General features: G+C 50.0%; 20 protein-coding genes. 2 read left to right on the top strand and 18 right to left on the bottom strand.

Features of this window, described 5'->3' with window-relative positions:
* Positions 1-23 precede the first annotated feature (23 nt).
* Entirely contained in the window at positions 24-1,043 is a 1,020-nt protein-coding gene (locus OCV58_RS00370; protein WP_154876569.1) for a hypothetical protein, read from the top strand.
* A gap of 67 nt (positions 1,044-1,110) precedes the next feature.
* Here the strand turns inward: OCV58_RS00370 and OCV58_RS00365 are convergent, their stop codons facing one another.
* The 18 genes from OCV58_RS00365 to OCV58_RS00280 form a co-directional block, all read right to left on the bottom strand.
* Positions 1,111-1,527 (bottom strand): SoxR reducing system RseC family protein, encoded by a 417-nt coding sequence (locus OCV58_RS00365; protein WP_087478036.1) that lies wholly within the window; start codon positions 1,525-1,527, stop codon positions 1,111-1,113.
* A 251-nt stretch (positions 1,528-1,778) separates the two neighbouring features.
* Entirely contained in the window at positions 1,779-4,841 is a 3,063-nt protein-coding gene (locus OCV58_RS00360; RefSeq protein ID WP_154876568.1) for a type III restriction-modification system endonuclease, read from the bottom strand.
* Entirely contained in the window at positions 4,838-5,917 is a 1,080-nt protein-coding gene (locus tag OCV58_RS00355; RefSeq protein ID WP_154876567.1) for a PDDEXK nuclease domain-containing protein, read from the bottom strand. The genes OCV58_RS00360 and OCV58_RS00355 overlap by 4 nt, the downstream gene beginning before the upstream one ends.
* A gap of 24 nt (positions 5,918-5,941) precedes the next feature.
* The gene (locus OCV58_RS00350) at positions 5,942-7,987 is read right to left on the bottom strand and encodes a site-specific DNA-methyltransferase (RefSeq protein ID WP_154876566.1); all 2,046 of its coding nucleotides are present in this window, start codon (positions 7,985-7,987) and stop codon (positions 5,942-5,944) included.
* A gap of 26 nt (positions 7,988-8,013) precedes the next feature.
* Positions 8,014-8,892 carry a hypothetical protein gene (locus tag OCV58_RS00345; RefSeq protein ID WP_154876565.1) on the bottom strand — a complete coding sequence of 293 codons (879 nt, stop codon included), beginning with the start codon at positions 8,890-8,892 and terminating at the stop codon, positions 8,014-8,016.
* Positions 8,883-9,542, bottom strand: a complete 660-nt coding sequence (locus tag OCV58_RS00340) for a DUF4391 domain-containing protein (RefSeq protein WP_154876564.1) — start codon at positions 9,540-9,542, stop codon at positions 8,883-8,885. The genes OCV58_RS00345 and OCV58_RS00340 overlap by 10 nt, the downstream gene beginning before the upstream one ends.
* 15 nt (positions 9,543-9,557) lie before the next feature.
* On the bottom strand, positions 9,558-12,734 hold the full coding sequence (locus OCV58_RS00335; RefSeq protein WP_267312732.1) for a helicase-related protein: 3,177 nt from the start codon (positions 12,732-12,734) through the stop codon (positions 9,558-9,560).
* A gap of 57 nt (positions 12,735-12,791) precedes the next feature.
* On the bottom strand, positions 12,792-12,986 hold the full coding sequence (locus tag OCV58_RS00330; RefSeq protein ID WP_087478052.1) for a helix-turn-helix domain-containing protein: 195 nt from the start codon (positions 12,984-12,986) through the stop codon (positions 12,792-12,794).
* Positions 12,987-13,363: 377 nt separating this feature from the next.
* Positions 13,364-14,908 (bottom strand): 4-hydroxyphenylacetate 3-hydroxylase N-terminal domain-containing protein, encoded by a 1,545-nt coding sequence (locus OCV58_RS00325; protein WP_158099962.1) that lies wholly within the window; start codon positions 14,906-14,908, stop codon positions 13,364-13,366.
* Positions 14,909-15,164: 256 nt separating this feature from the next.
* Entirely contained in the window at positions 15,165-16,898 is a 1,734-nt protein-coding gene (locus tag OCV58_RS00320; protein WP_154876562.1) for a sigma 54-interacting transcriptional regulator, read from the bottom strand.
* Positions 16,899-17,017: 119 nt separating this feature from the next.
* Positions 17,018-17,935, bottom strand: a complete 918-nt coding sequence (locus tag OCV58_RS00315; RefSeq protein ID WP_095629511.1) for a SufB/SufD family protein — start codon at positions 17,933-17,935, stop codon at positions 17,018-17,020.
* Entirely contained in the window at positions 17,935-18,672 is a 738-nt protein-coding gene (locus tag OCV58_RS00310) for an ABC transporter ATP-binding protein (RefSeq protein WP_087478026.1), read from the bottom strand. Before OCV58_RS00310 ends, OCV58_RS00315 begins: the two co-directional genes overlap by 1 nt.
* A gap of 214 nt (positions 18,673-18,886) precedes the next feature.
* On the bottom strand, positions 18,887-20,974 hold the full coding sequence (locus OCV58_RS00305) for a heavy metal translocating P-type ATPase (RefSeq protein ID WP_107196448.1): 2,088 nt from the start codon (positions 20,972-20,974) through the stop codon (positions 18,887-18,889).
* A 1-nt stretch (position 20,975) separates the two neighbouring features.
* Positions 20,976-21,638 carry an HMA2 domain-containing protein gene (locus OCV58_RS00300; RefSeq protein ID WP_095629513.1) on the bottom strand — a complete coding sequence of 221 codons (663 nt, stop codon included), beginning with the start codon at positions 21,636-21,638 and terminating at the stop codon, positions 20,976-20,978.
* A 2-nt stretch (positions 21,639-21,640) separates the two neighbouring features.
* Positions 21,641-21,982: an HMA2 domain-containing protein gene (locus tag OCV58_RS00295; RefSeq protein WP_087478023.1), complete on the bottom strand. Its 342-nt coding sequence runs from the start codon at positions 21,980-21,982 to the stop codon at positions 21,641-21,643.
* 26 nt (positions 21,983-22,008) lie between these two features.
* Complete coding sequence (locus OCV58_RS00290; protein WP_087478022.1) at positions 22,009-22,224, bottom strand: 50S ribosomal protein L9; 216 nt, start codon at positions 22,222-22,224, stop codon at positions 22,009-22,011.
* Positions 22,225-22,390: 166 nt separating this feature from the next.
* Positions 22,391-23,263: a UTP--glucose-1-phosphate uridylyltransferase GalU gene (gene galU / locus OCV58_RS00285; protein WP_154876561.1), complete on the bottom strand. Its 873-nt coding sequence runs from the start codon at positions 23,261-23,263 to the stop codon at positions 22,391-22,393.
* Positions 23,264-23,275: 12 nt separating this feature from the next.
* Positions 23,276-25,255 (bottom strand): LPO_1073/Vpar_1526 family protein, encoded by a 1,980-nt coding sequence (locus OCV58_RS00280; protein ID WP_154876560.1) that lies wholly within the window; start codon positions 25,253-25,255, stop codon positions 23,276-23,278.
* Positions 25,256-25,434: 179 nt separating this feature from the next.
* On the opposite strand from OCV58_RS00280, the gene OCV58_RS00275 reads away from it, so the two are divergent.
* Entirely contained in the window at positions 25,435-26,106 is a 672-nt protein-coding gene (locus OCV58_RS00275) for an HAD family hydrolase (RefSeq protein ID WP_095629517.1), read from the top strand.
* The last annotated feature ends 14 nt before the right edge of the window (positions 26,107-26,120 follow it).

The following is a 26,120-nucleotide window of genomic DNA, read 5'->3' as shown; positions in this document are numbered from 1 at the left end:
TCTATGCAAAGAAGGAAATGGCTATGAAATTATCATCTATGCCCAAACCGGATATAAAAATACTGGCAGCCGCCGCTGCGGCCGCCGTCTGCATTGGCGCTGCCTGCCTGTCCTATGAAACGATATACAAGGCTACGCCGGAGTATTCATTTTCCCGCATCGTCGCCGCCGCTCAGGCAGGAGACGGCGAAACCCTGTCTCTTTCAGCGGACGAGAGCGCCTTGGCTGGGCAGCTGTTCGACAGCCTGATTCGCCGGCATCAAGGCCAAACGGCGGCGTCCCGCGCCCTGCTTTTGCCCGTGAAAGGCGAGTTCATCCACGCCTGCCAGACCATTCTCGCCGGCGATTCAGATGACGCTCAACTGGAAGCGGCGCGAAAGGTCATTACCGACACGGGAAACAAGGCGGGCCTGCTACTCCCCGCCTCGGGCTGGCGCTATGAATCATCGTCGTGGAGCCGCCAGGACGGCTCGGGCTACGCCCAGCTTACGGCCTCCTTTTATAACGATTCGCTGCAAGCGTCGATTCCCATTACCTTTCAGCTGGAAAAGGTATCGGCCCGCCAGTGGCACGTCGTCGCCTTTGCCGACCCGGACGCCGTCGTACAGGAATTGCAGCAGGCCTCTGAAGCAGCCTTGGCAGCGGCCAACCGGCCCGTTTCCCAGCGCATCGATTCCCTCGTCCAGATTACAAGCCTCTCCGCTTCCGTCGTTTGCGGCAGCACGGAGCAGGATACATACCTGCGCATCCAATACACGCCGAAGCTGTCCGCACAGGGCAAGGAAACCCTCCGGGAAGCCAAAGGCCGGTACGAGCTGCGCCGCGCCGACTCGACGGTCCTCTTCTCCGCGCCCATACGCATAGCCATCTACGCCGACGGCAAAGCTCATACCAGCCAGTTCCGGCTGAACGCCGCCGTTCCGGCCCAGGCCGAGCTGCTCCGCACGGCGACGCTGGAAGGATTGCAGAGCCGCATTTCCATTACCTCAGTCCAGCTGCAAGACGGCACGCGGCTCGAGCTGAAAGATTCGCTGACAAATTAACAAACGATAAAAAATCCGTATGGAACACGTCGTCCCATACGGATTTTTACGCAGTATGATGAAATAGTTAGCGGCAGACTTCGATGATCTTCGGCTTGGCGTTGATATCGTTCGTCAAGGACCGGTCAAACAGCTTGACGCCGACAACGCCGATAAGAAACCCGACGATACCGCCGACAATCGCAGCCTGCATGGCATCCATGCCTTGGGAAAGGCCAATCCAGTGACCGGCAACAGCTCCGAGACCGGCGACGATAAGGGGCATGATAAAGCAGACAAAGGCGCCGATGACGATGTTGACTTCCCGCACTTCAAATTTGACGTGCTGCCCTACTTCCGCGCCGATAGGATTCAGCGCCTTGACGACGATGTGTTCCGCGCCGGGACAAGCGCCGCAGGCCATGCAGTCCGAATGGCGGCCGACCTTTACTTCGGCAAGGCCGTCTTCTTCAATCGATAAGATCGTGCCTTCTTCTATTTTCATGATGATTCACTCCTTCTCCTATGTCACACCTGCATCATGCAGGCAGTACCATCAACGTATAGTAATTATCGTTTATATTATTATAGCATGGCTTGTCAACTCAATCAACACCATTATGGTGTAGTTTTGGAGTATCCTGATATATTCTCTCCGTGACGCACCATTTCAACTGTTATAATAACGGGTAATCTCCTATAAAAAAGAACGAGCCTCAGTCAATTTCCAAAAAGGAATCAACTGAAGCTCATTTTTTATTTCATGACCTTTTCCAGCAATGCCTGATAGCTGTCTACTACATCATAGACGACATTATTTCCGCTGATCGCTTTGAAATGTTCCCTAGCGCAGTGAATCTTTGATTCTTCAATTAAGCGCAGTTCCATAGACCGCATGGAACCTTTCGTTTCCGCTACAAAGTAGATATGTTTGACCGTCCCCTCATAAAAGGCAATAGCCCAATCAGGGTTATATTTTCCTACGGGCGTAGCAATGTAGAAGCTGTCCGGCAGCTTCACATAGACTGCCACATCGCTGTTCGTATCTAAATCAGCAGCAAAATCTCTTTCATTCGTAGAATCGTAGACGATATGGTCATAGAGATGACGCTGCGCCTTCATAGCATTCGCGCCTAGTTTGCCCTTGATAGTCGGTTCGGTGAAAATATCCGTATCATAGCGTTCATCGAGCATATGATAGGCAATGTGCTGAATGATCGCCGTAGCTTTTTCATCATTGATTAACCCCGCCGCCTTGATAATAAACTCTTCCGGGTTGTATCTAAACTGATCGAAGACAGACTTTTCAATCCCAGTTAGTATTTCCACAACGGCTTTCCTCGTCAGTCCTGTTTCGCCTACTAATTTTCCGACCAGGTCGTATTTCACGCTGCTGTTGGCATGAATCCGCTTGCTGCCGTTATACGTGTAGGACCGCGATTTTATGAAGGACTCGCCGCTGAGCAGTTCATCCTTGGACTTGATTTCCTCCATAGTTCCCGTTTCTACCTTGAAAAATATCTTAGGAACATGAAGATCCCTATTGAGAGCACTAATAGATTTCCGCACGAGTTCTTCCGTATCAAAATCTACGACGTAGACGGATTTAGAGCTGATTCGCTGCCAAAGGGCTTTAAACTCCGGCATAGCCAGCTTTTCCGGGTCCACTTGCAGCTCTACGTTTTTGTCGCGGGCATTTTCCGGCATCATGGCGCGGCTATCATAGACCGAATCAAGGATGTCGATGATCGCATCTCGGCAATCGGCAACTTCTTCTGCAACCTTGACGTCACCATTCGCTTTGTCAGTATAGTATTTATCAGTCAAACTACCGCGCTTAACATATCCATTGAAAATCAAATCCTCAAAGATAGCCGCCGCTGTATTTCCATCCACAACCTGTTCGTTGCCTCTTGCATCTACGATAACTTTATCTTTAAACAACTCGGCAGTTACCGCTACAGGCCGATCTGCGACGGCATCAGCCATCTCTGTTTGAAGTCCTTTGGCAAAGCTCTCGTAGCTTTCGCTGGCAATTACCGTAAGGATATTGACATTTTGAACGTCATTTCCTAACACGGCGGCATCCATGCGTTCTCCATCCTGATTGACGCACAAGCGCAGCCCCCGTCCCACTTCCTGACGCTTTCGTACCTCACTGCTGCTCTGCTTCAAGGTACAGATTTGGAAAACATTCGGATTATCCCAACCTTCCCGCAGTGCCGAATGAGAAAAGATAAACCGCACGGGAGACCGCTTCGGGTCGCGGTCGAGAAGCAATTCCTTGTTCTTCATAATCAAATCATACGCATCGATATCATCTGAGGTTCCCGCTTTCTTGTCGCTGAGCTTGCTGTCGGTCATCTTGCCCTTTTTATCGATAGAAAAATACCCGGCGTGCGTGTCATGAGCAGAAATGGCATCGAGGTATTTCATGTATTCCTCATCGCCGAACTCCCGTTGCATATGACCGATGATATCCTCGTATTCCTCTTCGAACATATCGGCATAGATGCCATTATACGGATTGCCTCCTTCGTCGTACTGCTTATACTTGGCAACCTCGTCGATGAAAAACAAGCTCAGTACCTTGATGCCCTTATGAAACAACTGGCGTTCCCGCTCAATGTGGGAAAGAATCGTCTCCCGAATCTGAATACGGCGCAGCTGGTCTTCGCTTACCTTGCCGACCACATCTCCGGCAAAGAGCTTGACCCCGTTTAAGAACTCCAGCGAGTTATCCCGCCCGTCGATGAATTTCACGACAAAGCCGTCCTTATATTCGTCCAGATTGCCGGAGTGGTCGTACAAATTAAAGCCGATGCCAACTTTCATCGTCTTTTTGCGAATAGCCGAAGCTCCTTTAAAATCAAATTCAATCGTCGCCGTCGGGTCTGCTTTCGAGAGGTTAATCCCTTCTAAATACACATATCCTTCCGTCGCCGTACTGCCACTCTCCGTAATACCTTTCACGGCAATTTTCTTTACCAATCGTTTATTGTACGCTTCCATAGCATCCAGACGATAGACCATATTGTAGATGCTGTCTGACTTATGCGTGGCAGAATAACGCAGCGTCAGCAATGGGTTGAATGTTCTCAGCCGTTCTTTCGTCTGCTTTCCCTCTACGCTTTGCGGCTCGTCGATGATCAGAATGGGATTCGTCTTGGCGATGATGTCAATAGGACGGCGGGAGCGAAACTCATCGAGTTTCATATAAATGCGCCGCGCGTTTTTGCCGCGGGCATTGAAGGCCTGCGAATTGATAATCATGACGTTGATCGAGCTGTCCGAAGCAAAGCGGTCGATCTCCGTAAGCTGGGCGGAATTGTAGATAAAGAAACGGATCTTCTTCTCGTACTCCGCGGCGAAATGGTCCTGCGTCACCTGAAAGGACTTATACACGCCTTCGCGGATAGCGATGCTCGGCACTACAACGATAAACTTGCTCCAACCATAGTGCTTATTCAGTTCGTACATGGTCTTGATATACGTATAGGTCTTACCTACGCCCGTTTCCATCTCAATGGTCAAATTGAACTTGCAGGACTCGGACGGTTCAATGCGCTCCGACGGTTTGATCTGATTCGCCCGCTGGATCTTTCGCAGACGTTCCAAAATCATCGCGTCGGAAAGTTCCGGCACGATGGGCTCGTTGCGCCAGCCCATAAACTCATCCGTGTCCAAAAGGGACAGCTGATAGTTGGAGCCCCTATCCATCATGTACGTAGGCGTGAGATAGGGCTGTCCGGCAAAGACGTCTACGACGGCTTTCGCCGCGTCTGCCTGAAATTTCTGATGTTTAAATTGCAGCCTCATTCGTCTTCGCCTCTACTCTCATCTGTTATTTGTTCTTGCAGCAGCTGTTGCAGCGCTTCTTTGCTCGGCAAAACAGTTTCGTATTTGCTGGCAAAAATCTGCGAGTTATCCTCCGGCAAAGTCATTTCGACGACAGCATTGTTCTTGTCCTTGCAGAGAATGATGCCGATAGTCGGGTTTTCATCGGCCAACTTCACCATGCGGTCATAATAATGCACATACATCTGCATCTGCCCAATATCCTGATGCTTCAGTTCCCCGATTTTCAGATCAAAAAGAACAAAGCAGCGCAGTAGCCGATTATAAAAAACCAAATCTACCATAAAATGCTCTTCGTCAAAGGTAAAGCGCTTCTGCCGCCCCATAAAAGCAAAGCCAGTTCCAAGCTCTAAGAGAAACTGCTGTAAATGGTTGATAATCCGGCTTTCCATCTCCGTTTCAGAATAAGACGGCGCCTCAGGCAATCCCAAAAACTCCAATATATACGGATCTTTCACGATATCCCGCGGCGTTTCTGCCTTCTGCCCCTCCAGCGCCAGCCGGTACACCTCTTTTTTGTCCGTACTAAGAAGCAGCCGTTCGTAGAGAGCGCTGTTAAACTGCCGTTTCAGCTCACTGAGACTCCAATCATTTTTGACAGACTCGATTTCATAAAAATGCCGTTCTTCAATATTGTCAATACGCATGAGCTTCAAATAATGCGACCAGCTCAGGTAAAATTTCCGTCCCGTGCTGACGGTAGGAAGGTTCTTAAATTGGTCAGATAGTGTCTGACCAATCTGGTCATTGGCGTAAGCAAGATAAAATTGCCTCATTTGCTTAAGGTTAGTAACGGAAAAGCCTTTCCCGTAAATCTTTGTCAAATACGCAGATAACTCTTTCAAAATCTGCTTCCCATATGCCGCGCGGTTCGCGCCGTGCTGTTCTTCCTCGACAATCATCCTGCCGATTTCAAAATAGGCGTATACCATGGAAAGATTGACAGCCGTCTTTGCGTTTTTTCGCGCTTTGGCAAGCACTTCAGAAACACCTTGCAGAAAATCCTGGTTAATCGTGGTAAGCTCCTTTTTATCCATTACTCCACACTCCAACCTTCACACTCATATAACTCTTACCCGCTTGGAAATATCGTTGGCATCTTCCGGCATATAGAGCTTGAAAATCTCGAATACGTTGATTTTCGCCGGGCTGTCGGCAAAGCCAGCGTCGCGGAACACGGCCCGCAAAGGCTTGCGCTTGGCGATTTCCTTTACGACGCTTTCAGGAATATTGTTATCAAAGCAAGCAATGAGGTCGCCGTCGTTGTAGATATGGACAGTACAGCCGTCGATTTGTTCAGACATATATGGCAAGGACAAGGGCAGGCCCCAATCCAGCAAGCAGCCAAACAACAAGTCGAGGTCGGTACGGTCTTCCTTGATATTAGAAACCATACCTGCCAAGGTATCCTGCGTGTAGTCGCCGGCGGCGTAATAGACATCTTTCATGTTGGAGTCGTCTAATTTAAGGACGCGAAAACCGACATCTAAATTCTGCGTAGTCAGCGGATTATCCGCCTTGATTTTCTCACCGGCGCGGCGAATGCGTTCTTTGCCAATGTCACAAATAGTAAATAAATTTTGTTTCTGGTATTCGCTATCCTCATCAGTTTTCTCCGGTAACTGAATCATAATAAACTTACGGTAGCTACCTTGTTCAAAATTTTCTTGTAAAACTGCATGAGCAGTGCTTGCTGATCCAGAAAAAAAATCCATGATAATGTCTCCATTATCAGTTGCCAATTCAATGATTCTTTGAATTAATTTAATTGGTTTTTTCCCATTCGGAAATTCTATATTTCCTTCTTTTGATAAATTATTATACTGAATATCATCCCAAAGTGTTGTAATCTTATCAAGGTAGAAATACTCACCGTTAATCTGTTCTACAGCATCAGATAAAAACATCATCATTCTTCGCTGCTCTCCCTTATAAAGGATTTCTATCTTTTTCCCAGCATTTTTCCCTTTTGAAGGAACATACTCTAATCCAATCATCGGATAATCAGCATTTTGAGTTTCCTTCATAACGGTTTTCCGAATGCTACTTTGAGCGTTTGTTGTTTGAAAAATTCTGTTGGCATATTTATTGTAAACTTCTTCCTCTGACATACCATTTATACGCGCAAAAGCAGAAATAGACATCGTTTTCAATACTTTATACCCATAATATCGCATTCCATTCGCTTTATCTTCTTTAATAAGTTCCTTACCACCTAATTCTGACATTACAGAAGTGTACTTCCAACTTTTACCTTCATTTTCGTAGCTTTTAATCCTATTAGATAGTTTTTCTTTGATATACACGGGATAGAATTGGAGAATCGATTTATTTTTCGCAAATACACCTATAAATTCAGTTGCATCTTTTAAACTTTTACCCTCAGAGCTTCCAGAAACGCCTCCAATTTTTGTTTTAACTGTGATAAGGTTAATAAAATTTTCATCTCCAAATACATCACTTGCAACCTTAATCATGCTATCAACTTCATTATCATCTATGGAGATGAAAATAACTCCATTATCAGATAACAAATTTCTCGCAAGCAACAATCGTGAATATATCATTGAACACCAAACAGAATGAAAGCGCGGATTGTTAATATTATTTTCTCTAAATAACATATTTCCGTTATCGTCAAAGAGTCCTATTTCTTCATCATAGGCTCCCTTGTCCATGATATAACTATCGGGGTACACAAATCTATCAGATCCAGTATTATACGGCGGGTCGATGTAGATCATCTTCACCTTGCCCAAATACGCTTCCTGCAACAGCTTGAGGACTTCCAGATTATCGCCTTCGATGTACAGGTTTTCCGTCGTGTCCCAATTCTTGCTTTCCTCTACACAAGGCCGCAAGGTCTTGCGGATAGGTTTGTTCGCTTCTACGATAGATGCCTTCTTGCCTACCCATGTAAATTCATAACACTCATCGCCGTCCACTACATCTGGCGAAAGCATCTGTTTTAGCATTTCAAAATTGATCCCGCGCTTGACCTGGCCGTCCTCACCGCGCATCTCCGTAATACAATTAGGAAACAAAGCTGCAATCTTCTCTATATTCCCAGCTGTTAAATCAGGAGTTTCAAACTTCATCTTCTCCATTAGGTACTTCCTCCTCTTTTAAACTATTACGTGGTTTTACGATACTCTCCAATTTGGTATATGGCTGCCTTTAGTACCTGAAAACAAATCATGGCTGTATGGTTATCAGGCGAAAATCGAGAAGCCATTTGTTGATATGGATGGATATAATTTCTAAAATCTCGAACCACATGACTGAACTTTTTAACATCTTGTTTCAAAATTCCAATTTCCGCCGCAGCATCAATCAGGTTACTTAGTTTCCATTCGGGGAATGACTTCACTTTTTTGTCTGCATCTTTGGGAGCACACTTCGCTTGGTTAAACTGTCGAGGATATGAACTTGCAATCCCTAATAAGATTCCCTCTAAAATACTGCCAATCATAAAGATAGCTGCCAATGATGCCTCTGTTCTGATACAAGCTTCGACTTCACATAGACGGCATTTAATAATCTCATCGATATTGACATCCAATTGAAGATTATCTACATTAACATCAAAATCCTGCTTCAAAAAATCTTCTTCCTGCATTTTTGAAGATGTTTTTTCCGATTTGGGTATGATAATCTTATCAAGCCGCTTGAAAGTTATAATCTCATTATCCCTGATAACTTGCCATTTATCGAAAGCCATATACTGATTAAATTCTTCAATAAGTTGATCTAGTTCATCAATTTTCCCAATGAAATCAATAACTGCAAATGCCATTTTGATGCACTCATCTAATCTAGGTGTTCCATTGATTTCCTGAAGTTTATCATATGTATATCCCTTCCTTGATGGAAATCCCTGTCCGTAATACTCATCATGAAAACCAAGTTGATTAAAAAAAGAAACAAGTTCACGACCTGAACGGTAGTGGGCAATTTCGTCCCCGTTTATTATATTCCTTAACACTTTAAGCGTTTTATTGCTTAGTTGCATTTCAGAGTATTCAGCTCCTTTCTCATTCTCTTCAATTCTGCATTCATTTCCATTCGTCTATTAAGCTGCTTTTCCTTTCTCATCTTACTTTCCAATGCCGCAATCTGCTTTTCAAGGTGCCGCCGCTTTTTATCGCGCTCTACGGAAGCTTGTAAGCTTTCCTCCGAATCTGTTTGCAAAGTGTCTCCGGCAACTTGACGCATGAGGTTTTCATAAACGGCATCCATGTTCAGCCCATCTATGCCAAATTGCAGCTCTTTTTCCGGCCCCCAATCGGTATGATAATATTGGCTCACCTTGAAGGCATTGCTGCCGGAACCAGCCGCTTCCTTGTAGCCTATCCAAACCTGGGCTTTCCCCTCACAGGTCAGAACGAAAAGGATATGATAGGGAATTTCCCTGTCGATCTGGCGAAGCACCGCCTCATCGAGGTGCGGAGATTTCAGCTGCACTTCAAGGACTTCTATTTCGGTCACAGCCTCTCCTGCCGCTACGTTCAACGTCGTTGCCGCCAGTTTATTGCGCCAATAGATGAGATGAATTTGTTCTATAAAAATCCGTTTCAATGAGGAACCGATATCGATGTGCTCATAAAACTTCTGCTTTGGTATTCGTTTGTTAAACTCAGTAGAAGCAGGAAACCCAAACATGGAAAATCCCCTTTCTTATTTCACCACTAAGAAACAAATCAGTTCAAAATCATCCAATCCCGATATCGTCGAAAGCAAAGCCGTCGTGCCGCCGCTTTTAAACAGGCTGTCGATATCGCTTTCCTCTTTGGCATCCATAATAGAATTGATTGCCTCAGAAAGCAGCTCAGAGACTTCGCTCATATTGCGCCCGTCATCGGTTTCCTCATTAAAGTTTCTGCACAACGCCATTATCGGCTCGCTTTTGCCGCGGCAGAGCAGACGCATCGTATCCAACAACTTTTTCGGATTCAGGTAATCGCAGACAATTTCCCCTTCTTCGCTGATATATACCATATAAAATGGATGGATGCGGTTGCGATTATCGATGTTCACGCTGTCATTGATATTCCGCAAGACAAAGATTACCCCCACCGGGAGGTCTTCTGTTTTGCCGACAACGGTATGCAGACCCTTCGGGGCCGTCTCAAGATCGTCGTGGCGCTTCATGTATTCCAGCAGATCCAGCCGGAACTCATTGAGTCCCAAGTCCATAATCGAGATGCCGCTGGTCATATCTTCGAGGTCTACGACTTCCTCTTGCAACCGTTTAAGCTGAGCCCGGCGATATTCAAGATCCCCTTTTTCTTCGGCGTTGATAAGGTCATCATCTCCGGTAGAAGTCATGACCGAAATCTTCATGCGAGTCTCGACACGGCTTTTCAAATTGATGTATTCATCTAAGTCCATGTCCGGCCAGAAATTAACGAGCTGAATCGTTTCGTTTTTGCTGCCAATGCGGTCGATGCGCCCAAACCGTTGAATAATGCGTACAGGGTTCCAATGAATATCGTAGTTGATCAAATAATCGCAGTCTTGTAAGTTCTGCCCTTCAGATATGCAATCCGTAGCAATGAGAATATCCAATTCGTCCGAACTATTGGGCATCAAAACAGATTTCCCCTTAGATATAGGAGAAAAGCAGGTCAACACGGTATTGAGGTCGGCGCGGAGCTTTGGAATAGTAGTCTTACCGTCTACGTTACCCGTGATTTCCGCGGTTTCCAAACCGAATTTCTCCTTTGCAAACTTGCTGACCTTTGCATAAAGATAATCGGCAGTATCAGAAAAGGCGGTAAAAATGATGAGTTTCCGATTTGCAGGATTTATGGGATGTTCAACCTTCTTTTGGATCAGTTTTAACAACGTTTGCAGTTTTGCATCATGCTCCGGCGTAATGTCCGCTACCATCAGAGACAACAGTCCCAGATTTTCTGCGTCCTTTTCCAATTCCCGCTTCCACGAAACATAATCCATATCGGCAAGGTCGATTTTGACTTTCTTCCCGACAGAGAAAAAGTCCGTATTTTGGTCGTCGTAATCAAAATCATCACTGTCTGAAATCTCCGTCAGTTTGAGAATGCAGTTGCCAGCCTGATAGTCTTCAATCGTTTTCATCGTATCTTCAATCAGCTTTTTGATGCGGTCAATCGTCAGGCGGAAAGAATAGACCGAGCTTTCCAGCCGTTTGAGAAGATTAATGCTCATCAGCCGGCGGATGCCTTCTTCGCGCCCTTGCTGCGTAAGACTCGTCCCTTGGTGGTGCGTCACGTCAAGATATTTCTCAAGCCGCGAAGGCATAATATAGTTCGATGGCGTATAAATCGACAAATTCAGCGACATGAGCAATGTGTAAATGTCATTGTAGTTGACAGCATCGTTCAGATCAGTTAAGCAAGGGCGCAGGGAAATCGGCGGAAGCCGCTTGGGAAATTTGCCAACATCGGCAGTATTGTAATACGTTTCAATGTGCTTCCGGGAACGGGCAATCGTCACGCTGTCCAGCAATTCAAAAAAGTCGAAATCCAGCGTTTGAAGCAGCGCCTCAGTAGTACGTTCTTCAACGGAAAGTTTGACCCATCGATTGAACGCTTTCTGCGCTTGACGGAAGATTTCGTCGATTCCCTTCGTCGTAGCCAGCTTTTTATTGATTTGCGCGGCATCGCCTTCATAGGCAAGAGCAAGCTGATTTTTCAAATCAATGAACTTGTTGTTGACCGGCGTGGCGGAAAGCATCAGGACTTTTGTCCGTACGCCTGCCCGAACCACTTTATTGAGCAGTTTCAAATAGCGGTTTTCTTTTGCCGCTTCGCCGGATACTTCGCCGCCGTTGCGGAAATTATGGCTTTCGTCAATCACGACGAGGTCATAATTGCCCCAATTCAGGCGCTCAAGGTCAATGCCATTGGACTGCCCGTGTTCACGCGAGAGGTCCGTATGATACAGCACATCATAGCGCAGCCGATCTTCTGCAATAGGGTTGTTGACATAATTTCCCTTATACGTATTCCAGTTTTCAGAAAGCTTCTTAGGGCACAGGACCAGAACTGACTTATTGCGGTTCTCATAATATTTAATGACGGCAAGAGCCGTAAAAGTTTTACCAAGACCAACGCTATCAGCCAAAATACAGCCGTTGAACTTTTCCAATTTATTGATAATAGCGAGGACGGCATCGCGCTGAAAATCGTAAAGCATCCCCCAGACTTTGCTCTCTTTAAATCCCGTAGCCTCGTTGGGCAGCTCGTCTTCTGAAATATCGTCTAAAAATTCGTTGAAAATATTATACAAAGCAAAGAAATAGATATATTCCGGCGCGTTTTCACGGTACGCTGCCGTAATACTTTCGATGACGATGTCCGTAACATCTTGAAGGCGTTTCTTATCATTCCAAAGCTGCTCGAAAAGATTGATAAAGTACTTTCCGTTCTCATAGCTTTCTGTTTTCTGCACAGAGTAATATGCATTATTTCCGCGTTCGCAGCCAAGATCCACCGTAGTAAAGCCACTGATGGGCATATAGCTGCTTTCATCTACCGTCATGAACCCCATCATCTGCTCTTGCGTGACATTCGATTTAAAAGTCACCTTTCTTCTAATCCAATCGGCACATTCTTTAGCTATGGCCTTTTGCGTCAACTCATTGCGAAGCTTTACTTCAAATTCCGTGCCATAAAGGCTGCGTTCTCTTGAAATGCGGGGAATATAAAATTCGCGCTGGGCTTTTGGCGTCTTTTCCGTTACAAAGGTCGGAGACGTAAAGATAAAGCGCAGTTCGTCTATCCCTTCCAGCTGTTTTTTGAGCTCCTGGTAAGCATAGATAGAAAAACAAGCTGCGGCAATCGAAAGCTTGCTTCCCTTATGAATAACCATCTGTAAATCGCCTTTGATAGTAGTATGGATATTATTGATTATCTGCATGTCTTTGCCTCATGTTAGACTGGTTTTCTTATATTTTCCACTTTTGACTCTTGCATCGGCAGGCTTCAATTCGTCGTCTGGAATCGCCCATTGATTGCCGATTTTTACCGCGCCAGGGATGCGCTTTTCGCTGCACAATATCTGTATGCGCCGCGTAGAGATGCCCCACTTTTGGGCAGTTTGCGTCACGGATAAATATTTCATTAGGCCATCTCCTGCTCCAAAAAAATCGTCTTGATATTTCACTGCATGTATAAACTTATCATTAATAATTATAATCGTAATAGCGAATAAAATCAAACGATGACTAGACCAATAGTTTCTCTCCTCAGCGCTCTTACTACAATCAAATACATGGTTCGGCTAAAATACTATCTATCTACATTTCTGTCTCATTCGTTTACTTTTCAGGTTTCAAACAGGCATAACAAAATCCCCTAGTTCTGCTAGAGGTCACTGAAGCCGCATATAGAATTTTTTATTACTTACTGCACCAATAGCATGACAAAATGGGCTCCCACAGTAACATCTCACCGTGGGAGCCCATTATCATGCATTCTGCATATTCTTTTACTAAATCGTCAGCTTTCAACCTTCGGCAAATCGAGGGTCGTGCAGATACGGCCTTGGCGCTTGCCGATGGTGTCGATAAATTCTTCAGCCTTCTGCGCGTCCGTTTCAATGCCTGTGGCAACTTTTACGAGGCCTTTCAGGTATTCCCAGTCCGTATACATTCTGGCCATGACGGTCGACGCTTCCTGGTTGCCGCCGCCGTGGAGGGCCATAGCCGTCCAGTTGGAGCCGCGTACCATGTGTTCGATGAAGCGGCTGGCCCGCAGACGATCGAAGGCGTTGTATTTCGGGTTTCCCGGGTTGAAGGCTCTCTGGCACAGTTCGCCGACTTCGGGATTTCTCATATCCAGTTCGGACGGAGCCGTTTCGCCGAAGCCCGCCAGGATGTCGCGGGCGTACCGAACGGCGTCGAAGGGAATCTTCGTGCAGGTGTATTTGCACGTATGGGACATGAGCGGGTTGGGAATCCAGAAGCCGCTGGGATGCTGGAATCCTTCTACACCCGAAGCAATGGACAGGCCGTAAACCGTTTCAGCAGTCATTGCCATTTCCGTGAGCTTCGTCCGGATATGACCGGCTTTCTGCACGCCGACCATATCGGCCAACAGACTTGCCGCGCCGCAAAGAGCCGAGCATCCGCCGGCCTTGCAGCCGCCGGCCGTCAATCTGTGGACTGCCGTGAAGTAGCTCAGGAGCCGTCCTACATACTGCGTTTCGCCGCAGAGGAATACTCTTTCATTCGGTACGAATACGTGATCGAAGTATACGAGCGCCTGATGGTCGGCATACTGTTTGCCCAAGTCGATGCCTTCGATATCGCCTTCGACTTCGAAGAAGCGTTTATCCTGAGGCGTACGGCCCAAGACAAAGGTCAGTCCCGGCGTATCGGCAGGAACGGCGCAGGCGACGGCAAAGTCCTTGTCTTCCGGCTTCATGTTCGTCGTCGGGACGATGACGATTTCATGAGCGAAGAGGATACCCGTCTGGTTGCACTTGAACCCGCTGATGACGATGCCGTCTTCGCGGACTTCGTCGACATGGACGTAGGAATCGCGGTCAGCCTGCGCATGAGGCGGCGCCGTCCGCAGCCCTTTGACGTCCGTTACCGTAACGGTACAGGTCAAGTCGTTCTGCTGTACGTATTTCAGGAAATTCATGAAGCGTTCAAAATAGTTGGTACCCAAGTCGTGGTCCATGTCGTAGCACGCAGGGCCTAATCCGGCAAATGCTTCCGAGCCGGTGCAGCGGTGCGTACAGCAACCGATAACTTCAGCCAGCGCTCTGGCAGCTCTGGTCTTGCGGTTCGCGTCTTCTGCCGAACGGAGGGGAGCGTTGTAAATACTGACCCGTTCGTCGAGCATATGGGACGGAACAGTAATCAGATCCTGCCAGTCCGGGCGATGCTGCAGTTCGTAGATCTTGGAGATGGCGTTAAAGCTGGCCGCCAAGGGCGGATAGGTCGTAACGTCTTCAATTTTCTCTCCCAGGAACCATACGTTCATCGGTTTTCTGGCGCGAATGCTGTCTTGGAATTGTTGTTTAGTCATTAACATACCAAACCCCTCCTTCGCTGGACTCATATTTCATACACTATCCTATACCTGATGGGTCTTTCACAAATATATATGAAATAAATATGCCAAATATTAAAAAGACATAAATGGCGTAATTATCGAAATAAAAAAACATATCGGCATCCAGCATGATGTACATTTACATCGCCTGTATGCCGATATGCCTGCCCCTTATTGCCAATGCAATAGCTATACCGCCTTCGTCAAACCGATGCATTTTTACATCATTAGTATGCTATGTTGCATCGTTTTTATCATCTTCATGGGAGCCAACGCCCCACTTTTTCATTTTCCTCACGACCGTCGACTGGTCTATCTGCAGTGCCTTAGCCATAGCCCGCGTCGAGCGGTATTCCCGGTATGCCTGCGTCAAAAGCTCCTTTTCCATTTCTTCTACGGCCCGCTTCCACGGCACGAGACGCTGCACCTTGACAGCCGCCCCGGAATCCTCGCCCGTTCCCTTGCCGACAAAATGGCTGGGCGTCAGCTTGTTTTCCGACGGCAGGACGATCATCGTCTCGACGGCGTTTTCCAGCTCGCGGATATTGCCCGGCCAGTCCTGACGCATGAGGAAACGGTACAGTTCCGGAGAAATCTCCTTTTCCTTGCCGTACTTTTCATTGAAATACTTCAGGAAATAGTTGACCAGGGGAATGATGTCCTCGCGCCGCTCCCGCAGCGGCGGAATATGGATATGGATGACGTTGAGACGGTAATACAAGTCCTGCCGGAACGTCCCCTGGCAGACCATGCTCCACAAGTCCTTATTCGTCGCCGCAATCAGGCGGACGTCTACCTTGACCGGCTTGGCAGCGCCGATGCGCTGCACTTCCTTTTCCTGTATGACGCGGAGCAGCTTGACCTGTGCCGCCAGGCTGAGCTCGCCCACCTCGTCCAGAAGCAGCGTCCCCTTGTTGGCCAGCTCGAAAAAACCGACCTTGCCCTGCCGCCGCGCGCCTGTAAAGGCACCGCTTTCGTAGCCGAACAGCTCCGACTCGAATAAGGTATCGGGAATGGCGCCGCAGTTTATCTTGATGAAGGGCTTATCCTTTCGCCGGCTCGTGTGATAAATTTCGTTGACGACGACTTCCTTCCCCGTCCCCGACTCGCCCGTAATCAATACGACGGACTCGACGTCGGCGACGACGTGCACCAGATGAAGTATCTTCCTCATGGCCGGGCTGTGGGCCACGATGGGACCGCCGCTGCCGTTGAACAAGGATATTTCCCGCATATAGCTCTTCGTATACAGCCGCTGCTCTTCCAGCTTTTTGCGCAGCGTATTGAGAGCCGACATGTCCTGTATGCTGATGACGATAGTTTTGAGGCGGTGCTGCCGGTCGAATATGGGCGCGCCGGTGCACAAGAGCTCCTTCTGTTTGTACGTTCCCGACACGACGATGCGTTTAGGATCTTCGTTCATCTTGCGTATCAGTTCGCCGCAGACGGAATGCTCCCGGTCGAATATTTCCATAGAGCGGCCCAAGACGTCGCGCCGCTTGATGCCGAAGGTCGTTTCCAAGGCCTTGTTGACCCGGATGATGACGCCGTTTTTATCGGCCACGACGATGCCGTCGGCGACGACCTCCAAAATAGCGTCGATTTCTTCCAGTACGTCTATGACGTTGTCCAATTCCTGGGCGGAGCACCGCTCTTTCCCCGATATATGGGCGACGATAATGCTGCCCTGCCGCTGACCGGCCTGGGTCCAGGGCAGGAGATGGCAGATAATCATGCCCCCCTCTACTGCGACGGCAAAGCGCCCCTGCCCATGTACGACGTCGATTTGCGCCTCCAGCGCGCCGATAAGCTCATCCTCCGTCACGCCTAATTCCGCCTTGAGCTCGTCAGCCGCTCCATTGCGGTATACGGCGCGGCCGTCTGTATGGACGATAAAAATCGCGCAGTAAATAGAATTCAGTATTGCGTCAAAGTCTGCATATCGGCGAAACGCCGCCTCTCCGTTCATGCCGTCCCCCTCCTTTTTCTCCTTATTGTACACTATTTTCCCGCCCTTTGCCTACTCTTTCCGCCTATGCAAAAACCAGCCTCCCCCTAGTGGGGAAAGACTGGTTTCTCTTGCGCCTATTATTTTAAGAAGCCCTGGATGATCATTTCTTCCGCTTCTTCTGCCGTAAGGCCTAACGTCATGAGCTTGGTCAGCTGTTCGCCGGCAATCTTGCCGATAGCCGCTTCGTGAATCAGGGCCGCGTCCGTATCGTTGGCCGTCAGCTCAGGAATCGCCGAAATCTTGGCGTCGTCCATGATGATGGAGTCGCAGGCCGAATGGCCGTGGCACTGGGCATTGCCGATGACCTTGGCCCGGAAAATCTGATGGGACGTGCCGCGGGCGACGGCGCGGGATACGACGTCCGTGCTGGAATCCTTGCCGTTCAGTTCGACTTCAAATTCCGTTTCGGCAAACTGCGCGCCGTCGGTCATGAGCTTTTCCTTGACGATAAACGTCGCGCTGGCTGCCAAATCAGCCTTCGTGACGCGCTTCGTCGAGTCGACGCCCTTGATCTGCGTCGTTTCCATTTCCATATAGCTGCCTTCTTCCATATGGACGATGGTTTCCGGATTCATGATCTTCTGGCCCTTGCCGTCTCCGTCGCCGTAGTGCTTTTCTACGTAGCGTACGCGGGCGTTTTTGCCGATATGGAAGGTATGAATGCCGTCGTGCTGCGAGCCGTCGTCGCTGCCGCAGTGGATGCCGCAGCCGGCGACGATGACGACGTCAGCCCCTTCTCCGACGTAAAAATCATTGTATACGACGTCCTTGAGGCCGGCCTGGCTCAGGACGACGGGAATGTGCACAGCTTCGTGCTGCGTTTCCGGCTTAATATACACGTTGATGCCCGGACGGTCCTTCTGCGGCTCGATTTCGATATGAGCCGTCGAAGCGCGGCCGACGCTCTGGCCGTTCGAGCGGATATTATATGCGCCTTCAGGAATGCCATGCAAATCGGCGATGACTTCCAGCAAATGTTCTTGATACTTATCCATCAGTCTTCCTCCTTATAAAACTTGCAGTTTCCTACGACGTCCATCAATTCGGGAAGAACTTCTTCCTTCGTGCCGACCTTGCGGACCGTGCCGTCAGCAATGAGGACGATTTCATCGGCAATGTTGAGAATGCGTTCCTGATGGGAAATGATGAGAATCGACTGCTTCTGATCGTGCATTCTTTCAAATACCTTGATGAGTTTATGGAAGCTCCACAAGTCGATACCTGCTTCCGGTTCGTCAAAAATAGCCAGCTCCGTGTTCTTGCGGGCTACAATCGTAGCAATTTCAATGCGCTTCAATTCGCCGCCAGACAAAGACGCGTCCACTTCACGATTGATGTAGTTTTCCGCGCAAAGGCCGACTTCGGACAGGTATTGACAGACGACGCATTTGTCGAGTTTCTTATTGCCCGCCGCCAGACAGAGCAGGTCCATGACGGTGATGCCCTTGAAGCGCACAGGCTGCTGGAAAGCGTAGCCGATGCCGTTCTGGGCCCGCTTCGTAATGTCCCAGTCCGTAATGTCCTGGCCGTTGAAGAAAATCTGGCCGCTCGTCGGCTTTTCAATGCCGGCGATTAATTTAGCCAGCGTCGATTTGCCGCCGCCGTTCGGGCCGGTAATGACGACGAATTTCTGTTCGTCGATGACCAGATTGATATCTTTTAAAATTTCCTTTGTATTTTTCGTACCATTTTCGTCGGGAACGGAAAACGATACATGGCGTAATTCTAACATGTATTCTTTCACTCCTTTAATGGTTAGGACTGACTTTCGTCATTCATACAGTAGTATATCATACTAATATGGTGATGTATACATAAAAAAATATAAAATTCCGGATAAAATTGTTTCTCCACCCCGGCAGATAAAAAATAATTCCCTGCAGCTGATTCACTGTACCAACTGCAGGGAATTCCCAGAACAAAGGAGCTTATATGTCAGGATAAAATTACGCTTTTACCATGCGGCGAGACACGCCGAGAATGCGCACGCTGTTCAATACGACGGCCAGCGTCGCTGTATTGTGGATGACTGCGGCCCATAAGGGGCTGATACGCCCCAGCGCGCCGAGAAGCATAGCCGCTGAATTGACGACAATCGTCGCCGTAAAATTCTGATTGATGACCTTCATGGTCTGCCGGCCAATCTTCAATGCATCATACAATTTTCCCGGATCTTCGGAGCGAATCGTAATAGCTGCCGATTCAGCCGCTATATCCGTCTTGTTGCCGCCCAGGCTGACGCCGATATCGGCAAAGGCCAGTGCCGGCGCGTCGTTGATGCCGTCGCCGACCATCATGACGCTGCCCCGCTTCTGCAGCTTCATGACGTAATTAGCCTTATCTTCCGGCAGTATTTCAGCATGATAGGAATCAATGTCCATTTCGCGGGCCACTTCTGCCGCCACTTCCTTGGAATCGCCAGTCAGCATGATGACTTCGTCTACACCGATGCGGCGCATTTGATTGAGGGTTTTCTTCATAGCCGGGCGAACCGGGTCTTCAATCGTCAGGCAGCCGATATACTGCTTGTCCCGCGCGACAAACAGCAGATTTTTTCCCCATGACTTGTCGCTTTTTTCCGGCATGCCCTGCACGCCTTCTTCCTGCATGAAGCGGCGGCTTCCGACGAGGACGTCGCCGCCGGCAAAGTCTTCAAAGGGAGGCACGGAGGCCCTCATGCCGCGGGCTACAACCGTTTCGGACATATCGTGATGCGGTACGTCCCAGCCGTGAGCCTTGACGTATTTCTGCACCGCTACGGCCAGCGGATGAACGGAGTGCATTTCCGCCGACGCAGCCAGTAAAATCATTTCCTTTTCGCCTACGCCGGGAACCGTAGAAATATGGGCAATCTGCGGTACGCCCATGGTAATCGTGCCGGTCTTATCGAGGACAACCGTATCGATATCGGCCAGATTTTCGATGTAGTTGCCGCCTTTAATGAGAATCCCCTTGCGGGCCGCCATGCCGATGGCCGCAGAAATGGCCGTCGCCGTCGACAGCTTCAGGCCGCAGGAGAAGTCGATGAACAGCAGGTTCAGCACGCGCTGCCAGTCCTTCGTCGCACCATAGACAATAGCCGCGCCGATAAAGGAAATAGGAACGAGCATATTGGCCATCTTATCGGCAAAATTCTGCACTGGCGCGCGGCGGGTCTGCGCCTCTTCGACCAAGTGGATAATCTGGGCCAGCGACGTATCGGCGCCGACCTTTTCGACCTTGACGACGAGGTCTCCGGCCTCGATGACGCTGCCGGCATATACAAAGGTCCCGGGCTGCTTGATAGCCGGATTCGATTCGCCCGTAATGGAGGCCTGATTGACTGCCGCATTCCCGCCGACGACTTTCCCGTCCACACAGATCTTTTCGCCCAGATGGACGGCAATCGTATCGCCTACCTTCAGTGAGTCGACAGGGACCTTTCGTTCCCGGCCATTTTCCACGAGCCATACGTCCCGCTGATCCAGCTTCAAGAGGCCCGAAATCTGGCGGCGCGCCCGTTCGGCAGCATATTCCGTCAGCATTTCCGCTCCATTGGAAAGGGCCAGCAAGGTCAGGCTCGATTCGGGCTTGCCAGCCAGGACGGACGCGGCCACAGCCGTAGCGGTCAGCGTATCGGCATTAGCCTGCTTGTCCCGGATAACGCCCATGACGCCGTTCTGGATAAACCGCCGGGCGATAAATAAGGTAAACAAGCGCCGGAACAGGAGAATGCCGTCGTAAAATTCCGGATTCGTTTTGCGTAAAATATTCATGGCGATAAAGCCGCCGACAGAAATAATGGCTTCGCGCCGGTATGCCGCTACGTCCCATTCTTTTTTATCTTCCTTAGCTTTTCCGTATTTCTGCTCAAAGGAGCGGACCAACATGCGGATAATCCGCAGATCCACCTTCCCCTGGTAGTATATGGTCAGCTTTTGCTCGTCAGACGAGGCGGCAGCCACGCCGGGAATCTGGCGCAGCTTGACGCTCAGGATAGAGCGCATGCGCAGGGGCAGCACGCTGTGAAGCGGCAGGGTACAACACGTATACATCTTATCTCCGCCCCCTCATCAGCGACGTAGCCCACCACAGCATCTGCGGTCCCGACGGGCGCTGATTCTGGCCGATCATCTTGCGCATGCCCCGCACGGCCAAAAAGAGAGACAAGAGGGAACGCAAATCAAAGACGTTGGCCGTCTTCTGCGATACGGCAGAATTCAAGAAATTCAGCGTCTCATACAGCACATCCGTATAAGCCGACGCAGCCGTTTTCGTCTGCACAGGCGCCGGCACATACGGCGGAGCCGGAACAGCGGGAAAAATACGTTCCCCTAAATAACGTTCCAACGCATCCAGAGCCCCTTCATTATCCGAGCATACCAGAATACTCCCTGTCGCCGCATTGACTTCCACGCGCCGCGCCGCCGGCAAACTGCCGAGAGCCTGCTGCAGAAGCTCGGCCAGGGGCTGATTCTGCACTAATGCGGCAGCCCGATATCGGCGTCGGCCCCGTGTAGAAGATACACAGGCAAAAGCCGGTATATTCGGTCTGACAGGCGCGGCAGGCATAGCCGGAGCCGCATAGGGAGGATTGGCAGCCTGTTTTCCCATTCCCTTGCCCCTTCCTCCGGCCGGAGAAAATCCGCCGCCGGACACCATGTTATGAATCGCCTTTCCGATAGAAGCTCCCAACATAAATCCGGAAGCATAAGACATAATCAACCTCTCCTTTCCGCATGGTTCATGATATACTGTTCCACCCGGGCCAATTCGGCATTGCTCCGCAGCGCCTGCGGCCTGTACAAAATCAGCACGGAACCGGTAACAATATTGATTTCTACCTTATCAATTTCCCTATAGCTGGCCACATAGGCATATATCTTTCCGGCCAGCTCCGCATTGCCGACCAGCTTGCGGCTGTACAAGCGGATGCGCCCCGGAAGATACGATGAAATGCGCACAGCGCGGATGATAAAATCCCATTTCGATACAGGAAGCACGTGAGTAAGCCGTCCCTTCTTATCAATGATTACCAGTGTAAAAAAGACCGTCACCGCCATGGCGACAGTCTTTTCTATAACGCTTCTTATTTTGCCGCTGCTTCCTGCGCCGCAATCAAGTCTTCCAATTCTTCTTTTTGACGCTGTAATTCAGCCAAAGGCACATCGGCCGTAACCGTCCCGGCTGCCGGCTGCTGCAGGGCCAACAGCTGCTGCTCCCGCTCCGTAAGCAGTTTATACCCAAATACACCGGCAACGACGCCAATACCTAAGCCAATCCAAAAATCGCTGTTCTGAAACATAGCCAACCTCTCCTTCGTAAATAGAAACTGATACTTATTACTCATTTATTATATATCAAATGAAGGCTGATGTAAATATTTTTGATAATAATTATTTTATTTAATATTGAAATTTGAACAAAAAAATGGAGAGTCCCTTTTGGTACTCTCCATTTCACGCATCCATTTATTTTGTCATCAAATCTTTCAAATACTTCCGGAAGGGCTCTCCCAAATCGGGACGGCGCAGGGCGTACTCGACCGTCGCCTTTAAAAAGCCCAGCTTGTCGCCTACATCGTAGCGTTTGCCTTCAAAGCAGTAGGCGTATACGGCTTCGCGCGACGCCATAGTCTGAATCGCGTCAGTCAGCTGGATTTCGCCGCCCTTGCCCGGCTCGGTGCGGGCCAGCACTTCAAAGACGTCGGGCGTAATGATGTAACGGCCCAGGACGGCCGTACGGCTCGGCGCTTCTTCGACAGACGGCTTTTCAATCATATTCGTAACCCGCAGGACATTCTTTCCTTCGACGGGAACGCCGGCTACGATTCCATAGGACGATACTTTCTCCAAGGGCACTTCCTGGCAGCCCAAAATCGTCGCGCCCAAGTCGTTATAAATGTCGATCATCTGGCGCAGAGCCGGGTTCGTTTCGTTGTATACGACGTCGTCGCCGAGAAGGACGGCAAAGGGTTCGTCGTCGATAAAGGACCGGGCGCACAAGATAGCGTCGCCTAAGCCGCGCATGTGCTTCTGCCGGATGTAGTGGATGTTGATTTCCGAAATACTGCGGACCATCTTCAGCAGCGACTCCTGCCCGTGGCTTTCCAAATGCATTTCCAGGCCCGGATTCGTATCAAAATGGTCCTCGATGGCCCGCTTGGCGTGGCCGCTGATGATCAGGATTTCTTCGATGCCGCTCTGCAGGGCTTCCTCTACAATATATTGAATTGTCGGCTTATCGACGATAGGCAGCATTTCCTTCGGCGTAGCCTTCGTCGCCGGCAAAAAACGGGTGCCGAAGCCGGCAGCCGGTATGACGGCCTTGCGAATTTTCTTCATAGCAGATCCTCCTTATTCAAACCAGCGGGACAAATCGAATTCTTCGCCGATCTGTTCCTTGATATATCCCTGCGCTAAATACAAGCCTAAGAGCGACAAGGTGGAAATGCGCAGCATCGTGCTGTCCCAAATGTCGCCCAAATCGGCCAGTACCGGCGAAATATCTTCCATAATATCCAGGGCTTCTTCGCCGCCGAAGCCGGCAGGCCGTTTTTTCGCCAGCCGCAGCAGCTGCGACTGCATGGCCCTGTCGGAAATACCGGCCAGGCGGAAGAACCGCGTCGCCATGCTTTCGTCGATCATAGCCAGCTTCACCAGGGGCGAATTGAAGGAACGGACGATATATTCCGCCGGCATGGGCGTTCCCTTCAGCACCTTGCGCAGTTCCTCTTCCGTAAAGCCGCGGTAGCGGAACAAGAGCGGATACGAATCAGCCAGGATTTCAGCAAAGTGCGTTTCCTTGCCTTCAAAAGCCGTGCAGTGGAGATAATCGAGCTGCTGGTAATAGGGGCGTTCCGTCGGGAATCCGTCGAGGAAGGGCAGTACGTACTTGTCGATGTACTGGCCGAAGGTTTCGGCGTCGACGTTGTGGGAATTGCGCGAATACAGGAACAGCAGCAGGACAGACAGTATCTTATAGTGGTTGTCCGACAGATAAGGCATGATTTTCAAGGCGTCAACGGCGACGAGATGGCGCGTCGAAACGGGTGAGCCCTGCACGATATCGGCAAAGGCCTGCAATGCCATCGCCGCGACGTAATCCTTCGGATGGGCCACGTAGGCCTTCTGCACGTTCTGCAGCGCTTCCTGGGCCAGCAGCGACGACAGGGCTTTCTTTCGTTCGCCGTCGGAGTGGCAGCCGATGCGGCGGAAGGCCGCCGCCGTAATCGAAGCAGCCTGCGCTTTCATATCCTCGGTCACCATGCCGAATTGACGCAGGAAATGAGCCGTGCATTGGGACATAAAGGGCGAATCGGCTTCGGGAGCCGCTTCCCAAATAGACGGCCGGCCGGCCATTGGCGCAGCTTTCGCCGCCGAGCGGGACAGGTCGTTGCCCCAGGGGCTCTTCTGCTGCTTCGTCTCGTTGCCGGCGTCAGTATGCGTATGCTGCCGTACCGGCGGCATGACGGCCGTTTCGTCGCTTGCCGGGGCCGCGCCGGTCTGACGCACGGCATCAGACAAGCGGCCTGCGTCGAACATAACTGTTTCGTCTGCCGCAGCAGCCGTTTCTTCCTGCTTTCTGCGCAGCTCGGCCGGACTGATGACCTGCGTTTCGTCGGAGACGCTTTTGGCGGCAGCCTTGGCCGTTTCAGCCATGACTTCCTGCACGATGCGGCGTCCCGGCCGCGCCGCGGCTTCGCCCTGCGATTTCGCCTCTAAATCGGCGGCTACGACGGCGGCCATATCGGCCAAGGCGGCGCGGGGAGCCTCTTCGTCTTCCCGTTCTCCCTCAGACCGTTCAGCGGCTTTGGCGCTCCGCAATGTTTCAGCCATGTCTTTCTTCTTGGCTTCTTCTTCCTTCGCCTTGTGAGCCGCAGCTTCTTCTTTATCGATTTTATCCATGGCTTCTAATATTTCTTCGCGCGACAATACCTGTGTCGCGTCGAGATGTTCCTGCTTCTTAGCCGGACGATGCGGTTCTTCGTATACGATTTTTCCGTCGCGGCGTACGGCTTCTCCCTTCGTCGTCACGAAGGCCGTTTCGTCGGGATTTTCCTGACGCTCCCGCACGGTTACGTTAGAAATGCGAGGAATGGGCGCCGTATCTTCCCTGACGGGCTGCTGCGGCTGCGCCGAGCGTCTTTTTTCCGCCTCGTCATACCCGAGGAACGACTTGCCCTGGCCAGGCCGTTCGGACGCGGCGCGGCTGTGGCGGTTCTTTCCTTTTTTCTCTTCCTTTTCCGAGCTGCCGCCGGAAAATAAAATATAGCATACTACAAAAAAGACAACTGCAATGCCAGCTACAATAGCATATGGTAACAAATTTGCCATATCAACCTCTCCTCTATCTTGCTCTATCAAATATCTTTCCCTATTGTATCATACTGCATCTATTTTAGCACTAGCCTATTTAGGATGAAGCCCCATGAATTTAGGAAGCTATCGCCGTTGGACAAAGACCGCCGGGAACGGTATACTATGGGTATACTGCACAAAGGAGGCGGGCCGTCATGCCCCATGAAATAAACCATTCGTACAAAGCCGTTATCTTCGATATGGACGGCACGGTTCTCGATACGTTGTCCGAACTGACTCATAGTCTAAATCATATATTCAGGCTCCACCAGATGCCGGAGCTCCCTCCGCAGGAGGTGCGCCTCTGCCTGGGCTACGGCTATACGGGATTGATCGAGCGGGCCGCTCCGTCCGTGCCGGCCGACGAGCAGGCCCTGTTAGCGGAAGAGTTCAAGCAATATTACAGCGCCCACTGCCAAGGCAATACCCGTCCCTACGACGGCGTCGCAGACATGCTGGCAGCGCTGCGGAACGGCGGATACAAGACGGCCATCGTTTCCAACAAAGGACAAGGCGCCGTATCGCTCCTCCACGACGAATTCTTCCGCCAGCTCGTCGATTTCTCCATAGGCGAATCGCCGCAGTACCGCAAAAAGCCTGCGCCGGACATGATAGAAAAAGCCCTGCACCTCTTGAACTGCCGGCCCGAGCAGGCCGTCTACGTCGGCGATTCGGAAGTAGATAAGGAAACGGCGGACAACGCCGGCTTGACGTCGGTCCTCGTTACCTGGGGCTTTCGGGACACGTCCTTTTTAGAAAGCCTTCATCCCGATTACCTCGTCCATTCCTGCCAAGAGCTGACTGAACTCTTTCTCCCCAACGCATAAAAACCGACCCTTTG

Origin of the sequence: Megasphaera stantonii (assembly GCF_025567065.1) — a bacterium.
GTDB classification, from domain to species: domain Bacteria; phylum Bacillota; class Negativicutes; order Veillonellales; family Megasphaeraceae; genus Megasphaera; species Megasphaera stantonii.
Note: the sequence above shows the minus strand (reverse complement) of the source record. Positions and strands in the feature narration are given on the sequence as shown.